Source organism: Shewanella sp. 10N.286.54.B9, from assembly GCF_041468565.1.
In the GTDB taxonomy this organism is placed as follows: Bacteria; Pseudomonadota; Gammaproteobacteria; order Enterobacterales; family Shewanellaceae; genus Shewanella.
Genome location: NZ_JBFRIY010000051.1, coordinates 87,555 through 108,240, shown reverse-complemented (window position 1 = coordinate 108,240; position 20,686 = coordinate 87,555). Strand labels below are relative to the sequence as shown.

Here is a 20,686-nt window from a genome sequence, read left to right as displayed (position 1 = left end):
AAATCGTAGCGGAGCGCAAGAGGCTAAATGAGAAAAAATGCAATAAAACGTCTAAGCGGACATTTCTCAAACGATACGCGCAAAAAAGGGGCTAAAAGCCCCTTTTTAATCTGTTTAAGCTGTTCTATTAGTTACCAAAGAAGCGCGACTCTTGTTTTGCTTCAATCTCACCATCATCAGTTTCAACTTCAAAATTGATATGCGTCATCGCTCTAGAAAGCTCAACGGGGTCTACCGCAATACTGATTGGCAGCGTTAATACCTCACCGCCACTGAGCGTTACCTGTTGTGGGCCAATCCATTTGTAATTCGATAAGCCTTCTACACTCAAGTTGTATATATGGGTATCTTCGGTCTTATTAAGGACCTTTAAGGTAAAGGTATTCTCAATCAACCCAGCATCTGTTTCTCTAAATAGAAGATTACGGTCACGGATAACATCAATACGAATAGGGGCAATTGTGGCTGTTGCATATACAAACACCAAAACCATCACCGCTAAAATGACCCCATAGCCAACAAGCTTAGGACGGAGAACTTTCTCTTTTATACCTTCAAGCTTATTTTCAGTCGTGTAACTAATAAGTCCTTTGTCATACCCCATCCTGCTCATGGTGGTATCGCAAGCATCAATACAAGCACCACAGTTAATACACTCATACTGCAGGCCATTACGAATATCAATGCCGGTAGGGCAAACCTGAACACATAAGTCACAATCAATACAGTCACCCAAGCCCATCTCTTTAGGATCTGCTTTTCTTGATCTTGGACCGCGAGTTTCTCCACGCTTAGCATCGTAACCGACGATAAAAGTGTTCTTATCAAACATTGCCGACTGGAAGCGTGCATAAGGACACATATGCAAACACATGATCTCACGCATCCAACCAGCGTTGCCATAAGTCGCAAACGTAAAGAAGATCACCCAGAAATATACTGAGCCACTGGCACTAAGTGTGAATACCTCTATATACACTTCCCTTGTGGGCACAAAGTAAGAGACAAACGTCATTGCTGTGAGCAGTGAGATCAATAACCAAGCACCATGCTTTGCGGTTTTTCGCTTAAGTTTATCGAAGCTCCATGGCATTTGATCTAGCTTCATGCGTTTATTACGCGAACCTTCGAGCTTTTCTTCAAACCACATAAAGATAAAGGTCCACACGGTTTGTGGACAGGTATAGCCACACCAAACACGTCCTAAATAGGTGGTGATGAAAAAGAGTCCAAATGCGGCAATCATTAATAAGGCAGCTAAGAGTGTGAAATCTTGCGGCCAAATAGTGAGGCCGAAGACATGGAACTTTTGTTCAGCAAGATTAAACCAGACCGCCTGACGATCTCCCCAAGGGATCCAAGGAAGCAGTAAAAAGAACAGCATTGCTATCCAGCCCAATTGGCGACGCAAGGTTGTCCATAGCCCCTCTACCGCTCTTACATAGATGCGATTACGAGGGTTAAACCTGTCCGCTTTATTGGCGTCAGGCTGATGAATTTTGATTCTTTCTACTTTTGAAAAGTCTTTTTTATTTTGTTCTGCGCTCATTTTGTAGCCTTACAGCTTTAATATTGCTAGAAAACTAGCTTATTATAACGCTTATACTACAAGTTATTCACCTATATAGGACTAATTGATGAAAGGCTGGATTTTGTTGGCACTAATTGGCGGTGTTCTTTATTACCTCTATACAGAAACAGATACATTGGATGAGCCTGTTGCCGAAGTTCAGGCTATTTACCAGCAAGCTGAAAATAAGCTTGATGGTATGACAGGAACGCAACTACAACGAATTGACCATAAGGTTGACCTTCTTAAGACGGATATAGCGGATAGACTGTCAGCAACTGAGCAACAAGCACTTAATGTTATTACTCAGTCACAAGCTAAGTTGGATGATTTCAAGCAGCATTACTGCGGCAATGGTGCAGACAAGCACAGCAACTTTAGTAAAGAAAACCAAACCTATATATGTGACAAGCTGAACTAAATCCATTCTTATTGCATTATGGTCGATCTCAGCTCACGGATTAGTGACTAATCTAATTGACCTGAGATCCGATTCCGCCTAGCCTTTACTCATTATTGTTAACAAACAAAATGAAAAGGCTAGCCGCTCATGACTGATAAAGTATCTGACATTTTTGACCCTGCATTATGGGATGTTGTTCCTGGATTTAATTTCGAAGATATTACCTACCACAGAGCTAAAGATCAGGGAACCGTTCGAGTTGCGATAAACCGACCAGACTGCTTAAACTCATTCCGCCCAAAAACCGTTGATGAACTATACACCGCACTAGATCATGCTCGCCAATGGTCAGATGTTGGTTGTGTTCTTATTACTGGTAATGGTCCATCAGCAAAAGGGCAGCACTCTTTCTGTGCTGGCGGCGATCAGCGGATCCGTGGCAAAGACGGCTACAAATACGAAGGTGCTGAAGAAGGTACCGCTGACGTTGCTCGTATGGGTCGGTTGCATATTCTAGAAGTACAGCGCTTAATTCGCTTTATGCCAAAAGTAGTCATTGCGGTTGTGCCAGGCTGGGCTGTTGGCGGTGGTCATAGTTTACATGTAGTGTGCGATCTAACCTTAGCGTCAAAAGAGCATGCGGTATTCAAGCAAACTGATCCCGATGTTGGCAGTTTTGATTCAGGTTATGGTAGTGCCTATTTAGCCAAAATGATTGGTCAAAAGCGTGCTAGAGAGATCTTCTTCCTAGGGTTTAATTACACTGCTGAAGAAGCCTTTGATATGGGAATGGTTAACCGTGCAATTCCTCACGCAGAACTCGAAACGGAAGCATTAAACTGGGCCAAAGAGATCAATTCTAAGTCGCCGACGGCGATGCGTATGCTTAAATACGGTTTCAATCTTCCAGATGATGGTTTAGTTGGCCAACAACTGTTTGCAGGTGAAGCGACTCGCTTAGCCTATGGGACTGGCGAAGCACAAGAGGGGCGTGATGCGTTCTTAGAAAAGCGTGAGCAGGACTTCTCATCTTTCCCGTGGCACTACTAATTTACGATATTTACTGTTAATTAAAGTTACCGTAAACCCATCAATACATTAATGTTATTGATGGGTTTATAACCAATTTATCTTGCTAATCTAATATTCCAATCAAACTTATCTATACAAACCCCTTTAAAATGCAAATGATAATCGTTATCATCTGGGTAACTTTTAAAGGAGCACTATTATGACTAAGACAATAACCTTTGCGATTCTTCACTTTAGCGTTGCATTCACGATTACCTATCTATTAACAGGTAGTATTGTTATTGGTGGTGCCGTTGCTTTAATAGAGCCCGCCGTAAATACCGTTGTTTTCTATTTCCATGAAAAGGTATGGAAAGGCATTGAATCTAAAAATGCCTTACAGAACGCTACAGCCTAGTAGAGCGCTACCGCTTAGCTAGTCTTTGTCAGCGTTATTCAAACCAAGTTTATTTGCCAATGGCGCAATAGCCCCACCTTGGATAAACACGGAGAACAGCACGATAAAGAACACCATATGCACGATATCTAGTGCTCCAGGGACTCCAGCAGCAGCGGGGATCAGTGCGAATACAATCGGGGTCGCTCCTTTTAACCCTATAGATGAAATAAACAAGCGCTTTTTCCAGCTTGCTTTAACAAATGGTAAGTAACAGAGTTGCACAGCCAAAGGCCTCGCAACCAGTATTAATAAAATAGCTGGCAATAGAGAGCTCATAAATACTCCCGCTAGCGACTGCGGAAAGATCTGTAGTCCCAAAACGATAAACATCAACGCCTGTGCTAACCAAGATAGACTATTAAAGAAGTGTAGATTAACGAGTTGTCCGCGCTTAATACCATTTCCGATCACAACTCCAGCAACGTATGAAGCCAGTAAGATATTGCCACCGAGAACCTCTGCACCATAAGTAGCAATAATAAAACTTGCTAACACAAACACCGGAATGAGACCGAATTCAGACAGGTGTATACGGTTCAATAGCCAAACAGCCAGCTTAGCAATACCGAAACCAACCACCATAGCGACACCTATTTGGGTGACCAGCTCTAAAGCGATTTCAGATGCCACTACACTCTTGCCGGTTGAAAGCACCATATCGGTTAAGAAAATAACCAGTAACATCGCTACCGGGTCGTTGGTAGCCGATTCAAACTCCAATACGGTGTCGGTTTGTTCTTTAAGTTTGAGCTTTTTAGATTCAAGAATTGAAAATACCGCTGCTGCATCTGTAGATGACACAATCGCAGCGAATAACAGACAGGTGATAAAGTCAAAATCAAGCAGACCATATAAAATAATCGCGAAAAACAGGGTGGTAAATAGCACCCCAAAAGACGCTAAAACCCCTCCCTCTTTATAAGCTACCTTTATCTTGTCCGTTGAGGTATTGATACCACCAACAAATACAATCATGTTCAGCGCCAAACCGCCTATCCAGGCTGTTTTGTCTAAATCATCATAAACAAAGTTAAACTCTCCATTACCTAGCAGCAAACCCACCCCCATAAAAATAAGCAATGAAGGGATGCCTAAGGTGCGCGAGGGGTGATGCAGCAATATTCCGACCACGATCAAAATAGACATGCCAATCATGATCATTTCAGTGGTCATAAAATTTCCTTAAGTAAAAAGCCAAAAAAAAGCTAGGGCGACTGCAAACAGTTTGTTAATGCTGAGTCATAGTTATAACTGAGAAAAAAGAGATGGTAAACCAAGCAAGTTTGCATCAAAAAATGACTGTAATAAAAACTTAATAATTAATTTATCAAATATTCTTAAGCACTTAATATACTACAAAAACCCCTCCAAATTATTAATCTAAACTTAAGCGTAGGTGAACCCGCACAACTATCCACTTTTACTTAGCGACAAAACCTTGCCGCCAGCTACTGCCACGATGTAAACCTACTTCAAATAAATGACTTAAGAAATAGAGTCTTAAATTTTATTAATTTTCGAAAGACCATTAACTTTACTCAAGTAATAAAAATATCCACCAGCCACTCATCTGTCTTGATCCAAAAACACTGTCACTTAACTGTCATATTTCTCTGTCTTAATGCACTCGCCTTCAGTGAGGCACTAATTTGGTTTTGTATTTAGACAACTTAAAACAGAGTAGGAAAAGCGATGAAAAAAGTTATTGGCTTATTAACTGCTGTAGGTTTGATGGCATCACCACAGGTTCTAGCAGGTACAGTTACCGTATCGGGCTCAACCTCCGTAGCCCATGTCATGGAAGTACTGGCAGAAAACTATCAAAACCTATCGAACAAAAATGTTGAAGTGCAGAGCACGGGTTCTTCAGCAGGTATTCGCGCAGCAAAAGATGGCACCAGCATGATAGGCATGTCATCTCGTAACGTAAAACAGAGCGAATTGAGCAGTGATACCAAGGAGATCGTCATCGCAAGAGATGGCATTGCAGCTGCTGTGAATAATGCTAATCCAGTAAAGAACTTAACCCAAGAGCAAATCGCAAAGATCTATCGTGGAGAAATCAAGAACTGGAGTGAGGTTGGCGGAGAGTCTCGTCCAATCGTTGTGGTTACCCGAGAAAATGGTTCAGGTACTCGTGGCGCTTTTGAAGAGATAATGAAACTGCAGCGTACGATTAACGGCCACAAGGTCACTGCAATCATCCCTACCGCTCAAGTGGGCAATGGCAACGGCATGATCAAAACCATTGTTGCAAACAACCCATATGCTATTGGCTATATCTCACTAGGGAGTGTTGATGACAGCTTACGTGCCATCGATGTTGACGGGGTTGCCGCAACTGATGACAACATCGCTGCAGGTGACTACCAAATTGCACGCCCATTTATTGTATTAATGGATAAAAATGCTCCAAGCACTGCACAAGAGTTCATTGAATACATCATGTCTGCCGATGGCCAAGGAATTGTCGCGAGCGAAGGTTATATCCGCGTTCAATAGTCATCAATGATAAACAAAGAGGAGCTCAAGCTTCTCTTTGCTTATTCCATTTAGCGTCAGCCGCAATATGTCGAGACCAAGCGATGAACACAGCCAGTAAAGCCCGAGCGCAAGGAATGCAACTCGCCCCAGCAAAGAACTTTGATTGGAAGGAGATGTTCTTCCACCTGCTTTTCTTAGCAAGCGCCATGGTAGGTGTAATCTCTGTCGCCACTATCGGGTGGTTTGTATTCCAAGAAGGGCTACCTGCTTTTAAAGAAGCGGGGGTCGTCAACCTAGTATTAGGTCGAGAGTGGTTACCACCTGCTCTTTACGGCATATTCCCAATGATAGTATCGACCCTTATATCAACCGCTGGTGCTGTGGTAATTGGTGTCCCTATCGCAATTTTAACGGCTGTGTTTTTAGCTGAGTTAGCACCAAAATGGCTGGCCAATATTGTGCGTCCGGCTGTCGAGCTGTTAGCGGGTATACCTTCAGTGGTGTATGGCTTTTTCGGCCTAGTGATAATTGTCCCTGCTATCGAAACTCTATTTAATATTCCTGCAGGTAACACTATTCTAGCTGGGATAATTGTACTGGCAATCATGATATTGCCAACAGTGATAACCATTTCTGAAACTTCATTACGAGCATTACCTCCAGTATATAAGGAGGGCGCACTAGCACTTGGTGCATCGCATATTTACAGCATATTTAAAGTGCTCATACCCGCAGCACGTAGTGGCATATTTACTGGGGTGGCGCTAGGTATCGCTCGGGCTATTGGTGAGACCATGGCCATCATTATGGTGATGGGTAATGCCCCTGCTATGCCGGGCTCAATATTAGAACCAGCTAGAACCTTAACCGCTAATATAGCAATGGAGATGTCTTATGCCACAGGCATCCACTCCAGCGCACTCTACTCTACAGGCATCGTCCTGTTGGTATTCATTGTGTTACTTAACGCCAGCTTGTTATACCTAAATCGTAAGAGGAGCTACTAATGCTTCAAGATATGCGCATTTTCAATAGAGAGCGACAAGACAAGCTGCTATTTGCAGCAGTCTGGAGCGCTGCCGCCATCACCATCTTGTTTTTACTTTGGGTTGTTTGGCACATTTTAAGTAACGGTTTAGCACACGTTAGTTGGGAGTTCATTACTGGTGCATACACCCGTATAGGAGAAGCTTCTGGTATTTGGGCTATGATCGTTTCTACCGTATATATGGTGGGGCTGTCACTCGCCATTGCTGCCCCAATCGGCATTATGACCGCAATATACTTAACTGAATATGCAGCACCTGGCAGCAAAATAGTTAAAACCATTCGTTTCTGCACCGAGTCTCTCGCTGGGATCCCCTCGATTGTTTACGGTCTATTCGGCATGACGTTCTTCGTCACCACCCTAGGCTTAGGCTTCTCAATCCTTTCAGGCTCATTAACTTTGGCAATGTTGATATTGCCGGTAATCATTCGTACTACCGAAGAAGCATTGCTGGCTGTACCAATGAGCTACCGTGAAGGTGGATACGCCCTTGGCAGCTCCAAAATCTATACGATATACCGCCTCATTTTGCCAAGTGCTTTGCCCGGTATTGTCACCTCAATAATCTTAAGCACTGGTCGAGTGATTGGTGAGTCTGCGCCAGTATTTTTAACTGCGGGTATGGTTACTCAAATTCCAGAGTCTGTGCTCGATTCAGGCCGAACCTTAACCGTTCATCTGTATAAGCTAACTCAAGAACTATTTACTCAGCATGAATGGGATCAGGCCTACGCAACAGCTACCGTGCTGATAGTGTTGGTGTTACTTCTCAACATGACAACAAAACTAATTGCTACACGCATGAACAAACATTAAAAGGTTATCCCAATGAATAAGCTAGAAGTGAACAACTTAAACCTATTTTATGGCGATAACCATGCGCTAAAAGATATCTCACTGCCTATACCTTCACGCCAAGTTACCGCATTAATTGGCCCGTCAGGTTGTGGAAAATCAACACTGCTGCGCACTCTAAATCGCATGAATGACTTAGTCGCTGGCGTAAAAATTGAGGGTGACGTAATGTTTGAAGGAGACAACATCTATCAAGACGTCGACGTTAAGCAACTCAGAATGCGAGTTGGGATGGTCTTTCAAAAGCCCAACCCTTTTCCAATGAGCATCTATGAAAATGTGGCCTTTGGGCTCAAAGCTCAAGGAGTAAAAGACAAAAAAGTATTAGATGATGCTGTCGAGGAAGCACTAAGCAGCGCTGCATTATGGGATGAAGTTAAAGACAGACTTGACTCGCCAGGCCAAGGATTATCAGGTGGACAGCAGCAAAGGCTGTGCATCGCCCGTACGATTGCAATGAAACCAGAGGTGATATTGATGGATGAACCCACCAGTGCACTCGACCCTATTGCCACCCATAAAATTGAGGAGTTGATGGACGAGCTGCGACAGAAGTTCACCATAGTAATCGTGACCCATTCAATGAATCAGGCTAAGCGGATCTCAGATAAAACCGCTTTCTTCTGGATGGGTGAACTGGTCGAACACGGTGAAACCAATCAAATATTCAATCAACCAATCGACAAGCGGACTCAAGGTTATGTTAGTGGTGAGTTTGGATAAGTCGCACTAACAAAAGTCGCACTCCTGTTCTAAATGAGTGCGACCGCTCTACCAAAAACAAAACTCTCACTCATAAAAAGATCAGCTTAACGCTATAAAGCGCTAATACTTGCCAAATAGAATCAATCGCGTAAATTCAGCAACCTGCTTGCTGACTCCGTCAACTTGCACCTCAATCCAGTACTAGCCGATTAATACTGTGTCTATAGGACGTATATGCAGGTCGAATTTTACAATACTAAATCCCATGTTTCGGAAACAAAACATATCTCTCAAGCATTACTTATTTTGCTGTCTAAAGGTCTGGCTTTGGAAGATCTACCTGAAGCCAAAGCGCTGATACTCGCGGGTGATAAGTTCCAATTTAGAAATACTTACAGTATTAGCCTACTTACAAAGAAATAGTATAAAAGTGTTATTTATTGATCATTACTCCCCCTCAAATGAGCTAACTTTTGCAGGCTAACTTGTTTAAATTATGTTAATCGGTTAGCTTCGAACTATGGGTTAAATCATATACAGGGGTTACAACTTATATGGAAAGAATCAGAGAAGCTCAAGAACACTTAAAAAGTGAATTCGAAATTTATAATAATGCCTCAGCTAAAAAGCTCCCTCCTCTTGATATTGATTGCCCAGAAAAGCTCGAAACCATGCTTGAATTTGTCACTCGGCGAGAATCACTCAAGCAAGCAAAAAAATTAGCTTCACCACCAGCAGGTAAACTCAAAGCCGCAATAGCTGACACACTATTATTGCTAGATAATTTCGATATAAAAATTTCGAAAGAGAAAGGTGCTGCAGAGAAGTAAGCTCATCGCTTTCTGAGTGATATAAAAAAGATGCCAGCAATCTTTGCTGGCATCTATCAATTAAAGCTAGTTTAAAAGTTTAGTAAAAGGTATAGCTTGCGGTAATAAAATACTCCATGCCAACAGCATTGTATTTAGAGATATCAGCAAATGGCCACCACTCTTCTGACTCATGTTGAGGTGGTTTTTCATCAAATAGGTTGACCACTGAAGCTGTAACACTAAAGCTATCAGTAAATTGATAATTAGCATTTAAGTTATAGCGCGTCCATGCATCATAGCGCTCTCCTTCCTCTTCTGACCAACGAACAGGAGAACTCCCTAAACGGTTGGCAAACACTGATACGGTGAGATAGTCGTTATACCAACCGAGTGTCCCAGTAGTATGGGTTCTAAACTCACTATTCCACTGCGCATCTCTAATATCTTCAATCTCATCTTCAGGAAGGTACTTCTCATTAGTCTCAAAGATATGAGTGTAATTAAGGTTAAAGAAAATCGATCCGAAACGTTCGAACTCATAGTTAAAACTTGAAGACAGATCCATCCCTTTTTGCTCACGCATACCAGTATTAAATGGGCTGGTTACTGTTGAAGTGACTCCGTCATTTTGACCACCGCGAGTGACTCGCCCAAGCATCTCCTGGCATTTAGCAGAGTTGGGGTCAATGGTATTACCATACTGATCAAACCCAAGCGTACACTCGGCTTCGTAGCGTAATACCGTTCCAGCCCCTATTGAGCCAATTTTCTTTTCAAGGGAGATTTCATAGTAATCCGCTGTCACCGACCAATCGTCGGTAATATCAACCACCACACCTAAATTGATGCTGTCACCCGTTTCCTCTTTTAGGGACATATCTCCTTTAGAGTATTGGCGAATACTTCCTGTTCCATAGTTATTGCCGCAATCTTCCCAGCTTTGACCTATGGTTAAATTTTCTGTTTGAGCACAGGTAAGGTAATCGGTGCTAGATACAAATGATGAACTCTCGCCGGCATACATGTAGTTCATGTCAGGTGCTCTAAATGAGGTTGCGTATGAACCTCGAACGAGCACTTCATCAACAGGACGCCATGAAAGCCCGGTTTGATAAGTGAAGGCACCACCTACGTCTGACTCATCATCGTAGTAATCATAACGACCTGCTAACTTGGCCTCCAAAGAGCCAAATCCACTATCAGAATCAGCTAATGGCACAGCTAACTCCAGCGCGACAGCATAACGGTCACGGTCACCATCACCAGTAATTCCACTCCAGCCATAAATTTCACCATTGACTGTTTTGTCGTCGGTATCAAACTTATAACCTTCTTTGGTGTACTCTGTTACCAAAGCAAACTGCAGATCTCCAGCCGGTAATTCAAGTAATGCCCCAGTAAGATCAAATGCAACGCTGTACAGGTAGGAGTCACCTTTACCTACAGATGTATGTGTCGCATCATTAAACATTTCTGGCGTCAGCTTTCCGAAAAAATCAATGCCACTGTCAGGCTCAAAATTATCATTTACCTGAGATTCATTGACTACAACCCAACGATTCCCATCCCAAGGCTGATCCCAATCAACACCTTTCTCACCAAATAACAGGCTCAGCATTTTTTCATCATCAAGCCTCACGATTGAATCTTCATAATCATATTGACTAGCGGTAAATGTTACCGAGTAATCATACTCATCAGCAATAAGCCCCTCTATGCCGAAAATCCCAATTAATGCAGTTTCGTCATACTCCTGATTAGATGTTGGCACTTCAAAATTTCTAAATTGACGATACGCGTGGCGGCTAGCTTGGTGAGTGCTACTGTCATTGATATCAGTTCTTACGTCGTAATCAATCCCGTAACTATAACGTCCAACGCCTGCATCAGCAGAAGACTGAGTACCTATTAACGTGGCAAATAAACGCCCTTCATCAAGTTCATAATCTAAGTTAACAAAAGCAGATACGTTATCGCGGGAATTACGAATGGTGTAAGTGTTATATACATTATCACCACAGAGATATGGGTCTGGATCACCATGACTATCATCAGAGAGCCAACCCGGTTGCACACTTTCATAACCAAGCTCTTCGCAACGACCAGATAGATCTTTTAGCATCCAAGCGTTCGGTTCATAACGCCCCCAATAGGACATTACTTGTGGGAGGCCATAATTGTCTTTATTTGGACCATCGGTCGTTTCATCAAACCAATCTCTATCATCACCATAAATAGGGTCACGTTGATCAACCTCAATAACGGCTGTATAACTGAGCTTGTCCAATTCGCCCCCCGTGCTAAAGGTGAACTTTTTACTTTGACCACCGCCATCTTTAGTATCGCCAAAACGCACACTAGCCTTGGTATAGTCCAAATCATCTTTCAAAATAATGTTCACTACACCCGCAACGGCATCAGATCCATAAATAGCGGAAGCACCACCACTGAGTATTTCGACCCGTTTAACCGCTTCAGTAGGGATCATAGCTAAGTTCACTACGTTGCCCCCCAAGCCCCCAGAAGGTTTTGGTAACACGGGAATACGGCGGCCATTAATTAGCGTTAAAGTGTAACCAGAACCGAAGCCCCTAAGGTTTATAGCCTGAGCATTAGCATTAAAATTGTTTGAATCTTCTTCACCGACAAACTGACCGGTGTTCTGTGCTAGAGAGTTTAAGGCATCAAATACATTTGCATGACCTTGAGCGACAATATCATCTGCAGATAGGACAACGACAGGGTCAACCCCTTCCATATCAGTTCTCGCAATTCTAGAGCCTGTAACCTGAATAACTTCTATCTCTTTTTCGACCGCTTCAATATTGCTAGCTTCTTGAGCGAAAACAGTAAAAGGCATTGTGCCAATAGCAACTGCTACTCCAAGTGAAATTGAATTCATCTTCATCAAATACTACCTACTACATTATTAGAATTATATTTGGCGTATTAACACCTTCGCAACATGTGGTTTATTCGTTATCTTTCTGTGAAACCACGGGGTATATTTTATACATACAAGTGATATACACAATACAATAAACAATAGTTTCACAAACAGGAGAGTAATTAAGTACGCAGAGTACGTATAAACATGGGAGACAAGACTAATAATCTAAAACAAAAACAATAAGACTAATAACTAGCTAAGTTTGACATCTAATAAAATACAAAATATCGAGAGAGAGCGTAACCATTAATTTACATAGCAACTAAGAACCTTAACAAATATAAAAATCTTAGATCTATATCAAATTATTAATAAATAGAACATGAATTTAATTAATACAAGAGGGGGATACTAAGTAATTAAGCACACCTTAATGTAGATGGCAAATAATTAGGAATAACTTATTAAGAGAGGTTTTTCTTTTACCTCTTAAAACCTCGGACCATCTCATTAACCATAATTTTAAATACATAAAAAAGCCCCCACTAAAGGAGGCCAATATTATTCGAAAAACTCTGGATAACTATTTTATTCTACAGTAACCGATTTGGCTAAGTTACGCGGTTGGTCAACGTCAGTACCTTTAATTAATGCCACATGATATGACAATAACTGTAGGGGAATAGTGTAGATAAGCGGTGCCATAAACTCATCACAGTGAGGAACAGGGATCACTTTCATGGTGTCATCTGACTCAAACTCAGCATCTTTATCAGCAAAGACATACATCAAACCACCGCGAGCACGCACCTCTTCAACGTTAGACTTAAGCTTCTCAAGCAGTTCGTTGTTTGGTGCAACGACAATAACAGGCATATCGGCATCAATAAGCGCTAATGGACCATGTTTAAGCTCACCTGATGCATAAGCTTCGGCGTGAATGTAAGAGATCTCTTTCAACTTCAACGCACCTTCCATCGCAATCGGGTATTGATCGCCGCGACCTAAGAACAATGCATGGTGCTTATCAGCAAAATCTTCTGCTAGTTCAGCAATCGCATCATCTAAACTCAGTGCTTGTTCCACTTTTGCAGGCATAGATTGCAAGCTTTGAGTGATCTCCGCTTCCATCTCTGCTGACATACCATTGTGACGGCCAATTGCAGTCGTTAGCATTAACAAGCCAGCAAGCTGCACAGTGAAGGCTTTGGTTGATGCAACCCCAATCTCTGCACCCGCTTTCATCATATAAGCCATGTCAGATTCACGAACCAAAGATGATCCTGGCGCGTTACAGATAGTCAGCGTCGCTTTATAACCCATCTCTTTAGCTAGACGCATAGCCGCTAACGTATCAGCAGTTTCGCCTGATTGTGAGATCGTTACCAACAAGCTATTCGGGAATAGATGTGATTTGCGGTAACGAAACTCAGATGCAATTTCAACGTTACAAGAAACGCCCGCCCAATCTTCTAGCCAGTAACGCGCCGCCATGCCGGCATGATAACTGGTACCACAAGCAATAATCTGTACGTGTTTAATATCTTTTAAAAACTCAGCGGCATTTTCACCAAAGGCTGAATCTAAAACTTTACCTGCCGCAATACGACCTTCAAGTGTATGAGCGATTGCCGTTGGTTGCTCATAGATCTCTTTTAGCATGTAGTGACGGTATTCACCTTTGTCACCGGCATCATGAGTGACTTCAGACTCTTTCACTTCACGCTCAACAGCATTACCTTCAACGTCGAAAATACTAACTTCACGACGAGTCACCTCAGCCACATCACCCTCTTCAAGGAAAGCAAAAGAGCGAGTCACGGGTAGCAATGCTAGCTGATCAGAAGCAACAAAGTTCTCACCTAAGCCGTAACCAATAACCAGCGGGCTACCAGAGCGTGCCACAATCATGCGTTCACTGTCTGTACGGTCGATAACAACTGTGCCATAAGCGCCTTCGAGTTGCTTAACCGTCGCTTGTACCGCGGCAAGTAAAGTGTCGTGAGCTTTAAGTTCATGGTGAACTAGATGACAAATCACTTCGGTATCGGTATCTGAAGCAAAGCTGTAACCCAGGCCTTTGAGCATTTCACGCAGCTTATTGTGGTTTTCAATAATGCCGTTGTGTACTACAGCAATATTACCCTCAGATTCGTGTGGATGCGCATTACGCTCGCTCGGTTCACCGTGTGTAGCCCAACGTGTATGTGCGATACCAGTGCCACCCGCTAGTGGTTGTTCATCAAGCGCAGATGATAACTCTTGCACTTTACCTACACGGCGAGTGCGGCTTAACTCACCATTGTTAAGTACTGCTACGCCAGCAGAGTCATAACCGCGATACTCAAGTCGTCTTAATCCTTCAACCAGAATTTCTGCAACATCCCTTTGCGCTACTGCGCCAACTATTCCACACATACTATTTTCCTAGACTCTGTCTGAGTTAATTTGAAACTAAAATGAAAAGCTAAATTTAAAAATCGGCGACCTCAATTAGAGGTGCTAGCCAGCATAAGGTGCAAGAATGACTCGCACCCCATGTTTTGCAATACTTTCGACCGCCTCGCTTGGTAACCTGTCGTCAGACACCAGTACGCTGATATTGCCCCAAGGCAGTTCTAAATTTGGTATACGTCTACCAAGTTTTTCTGACTCCAGCATCACAACAACTTCTCGCGATACTTCCGCCATCACCTTACTCAGGCCTGTTAACTCATTAAAGGTGGTTGTGCCGCGCTCAAGGTCAATACCGTCGGCGCCTATAAACAACTGATCAAAGTTGTAAGAACGTAGTACCTGTTCGGCAATTTGCCCCTGAAATGATTCCGAATGCGGATCCCATGTGCCACCGGTCATCAATAAGGTCGGTTCATTTTCAAGATCGTGTATCGCATTGGCAAGCGTGAGAGAGTTAGTCATGACTAATAAGCCGCGCTTAGCATTGAGCTGCGCGATTAAGCCTGAGGTAGTGCTACCGCTATCGATGATTATTCGATTATGGTCTTTGATCAGCTCGGCGGCGACTCTAGCGATTGAAAGCTTATTGGGTGCAATCTTGGCACTGAACTGCTGGGTTACTTCATCAGGCACAGCCACCGCGCCGCCGTACCGACGTAAAAGCAAGCCAGTCTTTTCCAAAGTGGCGAGATCTTTGCGAATGGTCACCTCAGAAGTTTCGAAACGTAAGGATAACTGCTCAACACTCACCTCACCTTGCTCATTGAGCAGGCTAATAATACTGTGACGGCGCTGTTGAGTGTTTCGTTTATTCATAAAACCTTTCGCTAAGTTTCGTTTCGAAAGGCGTATTATAGGTAAATGAAACTTAATTGCTAGTTTTTGCTTAATTAATACCAATTGCATTAAGTATTTGACCAGTTCAGAGCCCCTCAGTCTTTTCAATTCAAAGCGCATTGGTAAAGAAATGGTTATTCCCTTTTAAGCTAATGCAAAGCAGAAGTGGAAAGACTGAGCGGCTCACGTAGTGCGGGTTTCAAAACACTGTATGCTTCGCTATGGGATTTGGATATAGAATAACTATTAGCTCAAATCCCACTACTTGCCTACAGCGTTTTGAATTCCCGCTGAATGGTCAAACTTTTAATGCAATTAGTATTACGACTCTAAATGTGCAAATTACAGATAAAAAAAAGCCTCAACTTGATGTTGAGGCTTTTAGAATAAACTTATTACCGCTTGAATTTAGAATTTAGCTTCCAGTGAAAGGCTAACATGACGACCTTCGCCAACGGTTACATCTTTATAAGAACCACCCGCTAGATAATCAACATCAAATAGGTTCTTAACATTCATGCGAACGCTAACATCGCTACCCATGACATCCATAGTGTAAGCTGCGCCCATATCAAAACGCACATAGCTATCTTTAGTAATGGTGTTATCAGTACTGGCGAAGCGCTCACCCACATAAATAGCACCAAAGTTCAGCGCTAAATCATCAGTCATTTCGTAACGTGTCCAGATATTTGCAGACCATTCAGGTGCATCTACTGGCGTCATGCCATTTAAACCATCGCTCTCTGGGCGAATATATTCAGCGTCAAGATACATCATTGAGCTAGTCATGAACCACTTGTCACTGATCTGACCCTGAGCGCCCATTTCAAAACCTTTATGGCGTTGCTCACCGCTTTGAGTAGTAATCTGTGTGTCATCACCAACGGGTGTTGAAAGGTCTTCAGTAACAGTAACGTTTGATACCGTAATATCAAATACAGCACCGGTTAGTAGCAAGCTGCCATCAAACAGCTCCCACTTGGTGCCAATCTCATACTGCTCACCATATTCAGGATCTAGGTTCATCTTGTCATTGATATCATTAGGATCATTGACAATACCTTGTGGAGTAAAGCTTTTCGAATAGTTGACGTAAATACTACCGTTAGCAGCTGGTGAGTAAATCACACCAAATTTAGGTGATACAGCGTAACTGTTATTACCGTCGCCATCTTTCTTCTGTTCGTCATAACGCACGCCAGCGAGTACTTGCCATTCATCAGTAATAGTTACTAAATCTTGAACATAGAAACCATAGTGCTTGTATTCACTTTCATACTTGGTGCTATCGTTATTGTAATCAAGATCAGGTCTGTCGATCGGTGTGCCTGGAGTAACTGGAATAAAATTATCACCACCTTCTGACACATAGCTATCTTTCAATTGACCATAGTAGTAGTCAAGCATATTGGCACCAACAAGTAGTTGATGTTCCACGTCGCCAGTATAGAAGTTACCGGTGAAATCAACATAACCTGTTTTATGCTGCCAATCATCGTAACGGTCAAATGGCTTAATGGTATAGCCATCTGTCATTGCTGTTTCTGAGTATTGCGGCGATGAGTCTAAACGCTGGCGATTAAACTGCTGATCGTTATAACCCGCTTTTACCTGCCATGAATCAGAGATATGGTAGGTTAAATCAGCACCCATGTTAGTGATGGTATTATCAGTAAATGCCCACGGTTGATCCCAAATGATGTCACTGCCACCAATCAAATCGCCGCTGCTGTCTAACCAACCGCCAGTATCAATACCCGTCTTGTCTTGGGTATGGTCATACTTCACCGATAGTAATAGGTCATCGGTAATATCAAATTCAAGGTTTAAGTAACCTAACCAACGGTCACGCTCTTGGTTTGAACCATCTTGGTACTCACGCCAGTATTGAGTGTCTTGCTTAACAAGCACGGTACGGTAACGGATGGTTTCAGACTCGTTTAAGCTACCACCAGCATCAATTTGAAAACGAGTTGAGCCATGCTCATCGGTATCAAAACCAAAATCGAACATGGTTTCAGCTGTTGGTTTTTTGCTTACCATGTTAATCAGTCCGCCAGGGCCTGATTGACCATAAAGCATGCTTGAAGGACCTTTTAGGACTTCAACTTGCTGTAGTGTTTCGATTGGCTGTACATAATGAGACCATTGCTGTTGACCGTTTATCAAGAAGCCCGAACCAGAAGAAAGCTCAAAGCCACGAATGTTGAAAACTTGACGGTTCCATTTTTCACTACCGCCAGTCACACTTGAATCGTTAACTAACACTTCACCAAGATTAGTAGCTAACTGTTCATCGGTAACGAAATCAGGGATAACGGTGACCGATTGTGGAGTATCAAGAATGTCTATATCACCACGCATAGCGCCTGATGAAGAGCCAACGTTATAGTCATTAAAGCTACGTCCAGTAACGGTAATACGTTCGATATTAGTATCGATAACAGCATTAGAATCGGCTATCACTTCTTCAGCAAAAGAGGTTGATGATGCTAAAGCAGCAACAACAGCAAGACCGATACGAGAAAATTTAAAAGAAGTCTGAAAAGACATGATCAACCCCAAAAATGAAACCAATATGTAATAATTGGCTGCAATATAAATGAGAATTGTTTTTATTTATACTTCTTTACGTGTATTTACATTGTCAATGTGAACTAGCGCACAAGGACAACAATGCGTCAACCTGGAAAATTAAAATAGCCACAGACGAATCAAAATGTATCAATCGTTTAAAGCTTGTCAGATACTCCTCTTATACCAATTAGTATAAAGATTTGATCGCTCAGCGAGAGGTTAGCGGCTTTGAGGTAAGGCAATGAATGAAGAGCATAGTTATTCTACGTTCAAGTTCATTAACGCAGCATCAGAGCCACTAAAACTCGCCTGAAGGAGTGTTTTTGGCTTGCTACTTCGGCAACGAATAAACTCATAAGGGAACGACCATTATGTCATTACTCACTTTGGATTGACTGCCTTGAATTAGCGTGCCAAAAACGCTCTGAGTAGATCAACTTCTTATACTGATTGGTATTAATTGTGTATCTCAACAAAATCACAGCCTTTCTATGGCAGGTTATAAACCAAAAAAGCGACCTAATAAGGTCGCTTTTTAAACTACGGTAGCAATTATTTAGCTTTTTTAACTGGTCTTGCCCAGCCGGTTAAATGGCGCTGCTTAACCCGAGTTATCACTAACTCATCAGCTGCCACATCTTTAGTAATTGTTGAACCAGCACCTAAAGTTGCGCCTTTACCAATGGTTACTGGTGCAACAAGCTGGGTATCACTGCCTACAAATACATTGTCTTCGATAATGGTCTGGAACTTATTAGCGCCATCGTAGTTGCAAGTAATGGTACCTGCACCGATATTAACGCCACTGCCGATAGTTGCATCACCAATGTAAGCTAAATGGCCTGCTTTAGAACCTTTACCTAGAACGGCTTTTTTCATCTCAACGAAATTACCGATATGCGCATCTTCTTTAAGCTCTGCGCCTGGACGCAGGCGAGCGAAAGGACCTGCACTCGCTTTAACACCTACTTTGGCGTTTTCAATAATCGAGTATGGCTTTATTTCAGCATTATCGGCAATGTCACAATTAATCAGAATTGCACCAGCACCAATGGTCACGTTGTTACCTATGTTAACGCGACCTTCAATCACCACATTGACATCTATCATCACATCCATGCCAACGCTAACGTCACCACGAATATCGATACGGGCAGGATCACGTAAGTTAGCTCCCTCAAGCATCAACTTCTCAGCTGCACGGGCTTGGTAAGCGCGTTCCAGTTGCGCGAGCTGCACTCGGTTATTAGCGCCTTCAACTTCAACGGCAGATTCTGGCTGTGCAGTGGTAATAGCAACACCATCTTTATGAGCCATCGCCACAATATCTGTTAGGTAATACTCTCCCTGAGCATTATCTGATGAAAGCTGACCCAACCATGCTTTAAGTTGTTTACCCGGCGCCGCCATAATGCCCGTGTTGATCTCACTGATAGCTAGCTGCTCAGCATTGGCATCTTTCTGCTCAACGATGCCAACCACTTTGTTATCTTCACGAACAATACGCCCATAACCGCTAGGGTTTGGCAGATTGACAGTAAGAATGGCTAAACCGTTATCTTCACGAGCCGCAAGTAACGACTCCAATGTAGAAGCTTGAATAAGTGGTACATCACCATAAAGAATTAATACGGTGTCATCATCACTAATGTTGTCGTTAGCTTGAGCGACGGCATGTCCAGTACCTAGCTGCTCAGCTTGTAATACCCAGTTTAGTTGCTGCTCGCCAAGCTTAGCTTTTAGCTTGTCTGCACCGTAGCCGTAAACAAGCTGAATCGCATCGCTACCGACTTTATGTGCGGTATCAATAACATGTTGGACCATACTCTTATGGGCGATAGGGTGCAAAACTTTGGGAAGATCTGAGCGCATGCGGGTTCCTTTGCCTGCGGCTAAAATCACGACATTCAGTGCCATTTGTTAATCCTTGAGCTGATGCTTACTTATAAAATTTTTGAGCGCTGATTTTAAGCTAAATCAGCCATAAAAGCGACTCTCGCTAAATAGCATCCTATTCAAAAAGTCACAGCCTTATCAGCAACTAGAACCCATTGAGCAAGATCATCCATTGTGGCGACTTCACAACCTTCGATTAGCCTTAACTCGGTTAACCCACGAGAGTGTATACAGGAACCACAGAACTTAACTTGGCTACCTTGAGCGATAATAATCTCCAGCATCTGCTGGATGTTGTAACCCTCTGCAGGGTTTTGTTTTGGTATTACAGCGGTAACCGCATCAGACAATAAAAACAAACTGACCTTGGCTGGTGGATTCTCTTGCTCATTGAGCTGAATAGCTAAGCGCAGAGCGTTGAACAGTCTTTCTGAACCATAAGGAGCGTCATTTACAATAATTAGGATGTGTTGCATTGAAGAAGTCCCTGACATTTAATCGTCTGAGGGTAGCATTCAAACAGGAGAGAGGGTTTTACTAAGATCACGTTCTTATATTATCAAATATGAGACGGCATAAATGCCGACCTACAATTAGGCCTAGATGACAGGCTAGAGTCAGAGCTACGATAGAGGCGTTGGTATCAAATTGGAATTGACGGCATAAATGCCGACCTAC

17 protein-coding genes are annotated in these 20,686 nt (G+C 42.7%); 9 read left to right on the top strand and 8 right to left on the bottom strand.

The features are described 5' to 3' along the window. Positions 1–127: 127 nt before the first annotated feature. Positions 128–1,549: a cytochrome c oxidase accessory protein CcoG gene (gene ccoG / locus AB4135_RS17915; RefSeq protein WP_371994820.1), complete on the bottom strand. Its 1,422-nt coding sequence runs from the start codon at positions 1,547–1,549 to the stop codon at positions 128–130. A gap of 88 nt (positions 1,550–1,637) precedes the next feature. On the opposite strand from ccoG, the gene AB4135_RS17910 reads away from it, so the two are divergent. From AB4135_RS17910 to AB4135_RS17900, 3 genes are all read left to right on the top strand, one after another. Then, complete coding sequence (locus tag AB4135_RS17910; protein ID WP_371994819.1) at positions 1,638–1,991, top strand: hypothetical protein; 354 nt, start codon at positions 1,638–1,640, stop codon at positions 1,989–1,991. A gap of 129 nt (positions 1,992–2,120) precedes the next feature. Beyond that, entirely contained in the window at positions 2,121–3,023 is a 903-nt protein-coding gene (locus AB4135_RS17905) for a 1,4-dihydroxy-2-naphthoyl-CoA synthase (protein ID WP_371994818.1), read from the top strand. A 181-nt stretch (positions 3,024–3,204) separates the two neighbouring features. After that, positions 3,205–3,402: a DUF2061 domain-containing protein gene (locus AB4135_RS17900; protein ID WP_371994817.1), complete on the top strand. Its 198-nt coding sequence runs from the start codon at positions 3,205–3,207 to the stop codon at positions 3,400–3,402. Positions 3,403–3,420: 18 nt separating this feature from the next. Here the strand turns inward: AB4135_RS17900 and AB4135_RS17895 are convergent, their stop codons facing one another. Next, on the bottom strand, positions 3,421–4,617 hold the full coding sequence (locus tag AB4135_RS17895; protein ID WP_371994816.1) for a potassium/proton antiporter: 1,197 nt from the start codon (positions 4,615–4,617) through the stop codon (positions 3,421–3,423). Between the two features lie 519 nt (positions 4,618–5,136). Between AB4135_RS17895 and AB4135_RS17890 the strand changes: the two genes are divergently transcribed. From AB4135_RS17890 to AB4135_RS17865, 6 genes are all read left to right on the top strand, one after another. Further along, the gene (locus tag AB4135_RS17890; RefSeq protein ID WP_371994815.1) at positions 5,137–5,946 is read left to right on the top strand and encodes a phosphate ABC transporter substrate-binding protein; all 810 of its coding nucleotides are present in this window, start codon (positions 5,137–5,139) and stop codon (positions 5,944–5,946) included. A gap of 83 nt (positions 5,947–6,029) precedes the next feature. Continuing rightward, positions 6,030–6,935 carry a phosphate ABC transporter permease subunit PstC gene (gene pstC / locus AB4135_RS17885; protein ID WP_371994814.1) on the top strand — a complete coding sequence of 302 codons (906 nt, stop codon included), beginning with the start codon at positions 6,030–6,032 and terminating at the stop codon, positions 6,933–6,935. Beyond that, positions 6,935–7,792 (top strand): phosphate ABC transporter permease PstA, encoded by an 858-nt coding sequence (pstA, locus tag AB4135_RS17880; protein WP_371994813.1) that lies wholly within the window; start codon positions 6,935–6,937, stop codon positions 7,790–7,792. Before pstC ends, pstA begins: the two co-directional genes overlap by 1 nt. A gap of 12 nt (positions 7,793–7,804) precedes the next feature. Continuing rightward, on the top strand, positions 7,805–8,554 hold the full coding sequence (gene pstB / locus AB4135_RS17875; protein ID WP_371994812.1) for a phosphate ABC transporter ATP-binding protein PstB: 750 nt from the start codon (positions 7,805–7,807) through the stop codon (positions 8,552–8,554). 216 nt (positions 8,555–8,770) lie between these two features. Then, entirely contained in the window at positions 8,771–8,959 is a 189-nt protein-coding gene (locus AB4135_RS17870) for a hypothetical protein (protein ID WP_371994811.1), read from the top strand. A 131-nt stretch (positions 8,960–9,090) separates the two neighbouring features. Then, entirely contained in the window at positions 9,091–9,366 is a 276-nt protein-coding gene (locus AB4135_RS17865; RefSeq protein ID WP_371994810.1) for a hypothetical protein, read from the top strand. Positions 9,367–9,445: 79 nt separating this feature from the next. On the opposite strand, the gene AB4135_RS17860 is transcribed toward AB4135_RS17865, so the two are convergent. From AB4135_RS17860 to AB4135_RS17835, 6 genes are all read right to left on the bottom strand, one after another. After that, positions 9,446–12,256 (bottom strand): TonB-dependent receptor domain-containing protein, encoded by a 2,811-nt coding sequence (locus AB4135_RS17860; RefSeq protein WP_371994809.1) that lies wholly within the window; start codon positions 12,254–12,256, stop codon positions 9,446–9,448. 570 nt (positions 12,257–12,826) lie between these two features. Continuing rightward, positions 12,827–14,656 carry a glutamine--fructose-6-phosphate transaminase (isomerizing) gene (glmS, locus tag AB4135_RS17855; RefSeq protein WP_371994808.1) on the bottom strand — a complete coding sequence of 610 codons (1,830 nt, stop codon included), beginning with the start codon at positions 14,654–14,656 and terminating at the stop codon, positions 12,827–12,829. Positions 14,657–14,740: 84 nt separating this feature from the next. Next, positions 14,741–15,511, bottom strand: a complete 771-nt coding sequence (locus tag AB4135_RS17850) for a DeoR/GlpR family DNA-binding transcription regulator (RefSeq protein ID WP_371994807.1) — start codon at positions 15,509–15,511, stop codon at positions 14,741–14,743. Positions 15,512–15,940: 429 nt separating this feature from the next. Next, positions 15,941–18,088: a TonB-dependent receptor gene (locus tag AB4135_RS17845; protein WP_371994806.1), complete on the bottom strand. Its 2,148-nt coding sequence runs from the start codon at positions 18,086–18,088 to the stop codon at positions 15,941–15,943. A 576-nt stretch (positions 18,089–18,664) separates the two neighbouring features. After that, positions 18,665–20,029, bottom strand: a complete 1,365-nt coding sequence (gene glmU, locus AB4135_RS17840) for a bifunctional UDP-N-acetylglucosamine diphosphorylase/glucosamine-1-phosphate N-acetyltransferase GlmU (RefSeq protein ID WP_371994805.1) — start codon at positions 20,027–20,029, stop codon at positions 18,665–18,667. Between the two features lie 98 nt (positions 20,030–20,127). Continuing rightward, a complete protein-coding gene (locus AB4135_RS17835) occupies positions 20,128–20,484 on the bottom strand; it encodes a DsrE/DsrF/TusD sulfur relay family protein (protein WP_371994804.1) in 357 nt (118 codons plus the stop codon). Between the last annotated feature and the right edge of the window lie 202 nt (positions 20,485–20,686).

Bases quoted from the DNA above. Each gene is read 5' to 3' on its own strand.
- ccoG (WP_371994820.1), bottom strand. From the start codon at position 1,549: ATGAGCGCAGAACAAAATAAAAAAGACTTTTCAAAAGTAGAAAGAATC.
- AB4135_RS17910 (WP_371994819.1), top strand. From the start codon at position 1,638: ATGAAAGGCTGGATTTTGTTGGCACTAATTGGCGGTGTTCTTTATTAC.
- AB4135_RS17905 (WP_371994818.1), top strand. From the start codon at position 2,121: ATGACTGATAAAGTATCTGACATTTTTGACCCTGCATTATGGGATGTT.
- AB4135_RS17900 (WP_371994817.1), top strand. From the start codon at position 3,205: ATGACTAAGACAATAACCTTTGCGATTCTTCACTTTAGCGTTGCATTC.
- AB4135_RS17895 (WP_371994816.1), bottom strand. From the start codon at position 4,617: ATGACCACTGAAATGATCATGATTGGCATGTCTATTTTGATCGTGGTC.
- AB4135_RS17890 (WP_371994815.1), top strand. From the start codon at position 5,137: ATGAAAAAAGTTATTGGCTTATTAACTGCTGTAGGTTTGATGGCATCA.
- pstC (WP_371994814.1), top strand. From the start codon at position 6,030: ATGAACACAGCCAGTAAAGCCCGAGCGCAAGGAATGCAACTCGCCCCA.
- pstA (WP_371994813.1), top strand. From the start codon at position 6,935: ATGCTTCAAGATATGCGCATTTTCAATAGAGAGCGACAAGACAAGCTG.
- pstB (WP_371994812.1), top strand. From the start codon at position 7,805: ATGAATAAGCTAGAAGTGAACAACTTAAACCTATTTTATGGCGATAAC.
- AB4135_RS17870 (WP_371994811.1), top strand. From the start codon at position 8,771: ATGCAGGTCGAATTTTACAATACTAAATCCCATGTTTCGGAAACAAAA.
- AB4135_RS17865 (WP_371994810.1), top strand. From the start codon at position 9,091: ATGGAAAGAATCAGAGAAGCTCAAGAACACTTAAAAAGTGAATTCGAA.
- AB4135_RS17860 (WP_371994809.1), bottom strand. From the start codon at position 12,256: ATGAAGATGAATTCAATTTCACTTGGAGTAGCAGTTGCTATTGGCACA.
- glmS (WP_371994808.1), bottom strand. From the start codon at position 14,656: ATGTGTGGAATAGTTGGCGCAGTAGCGCAAAGGGATGTTGCAGAAATT.
- AB4135_RS17850 (WP_371994807.1), bottom strand. From the start codon at position 15,511: ATGAATAAACGAAACACTCAACAGCGCCGTCACAGTATTATTAGCCTG.
- AB4135_RS17845 (WP_371994806.1), bottom strand. From the start codon at position 18,088: ATGTCTTTTCAGACTTCTTTTAAATTTTCTCGTATCGGTCTTGCTGTT.
- glmU (WP_371994805.1), bottom strand. From the start codon at position 20,029: ATGGCACTGAATGTCGTGATTTTAGCCGCAGGCAAAGGAACCCGCATG.
- AB4135_RS17835 (WP_371994804.1), bottom strand. From the start codon at position 20,484: ATGCAACACATCCTAATTATTGTAAATGACGCTCCTTATGGTTCAGAA.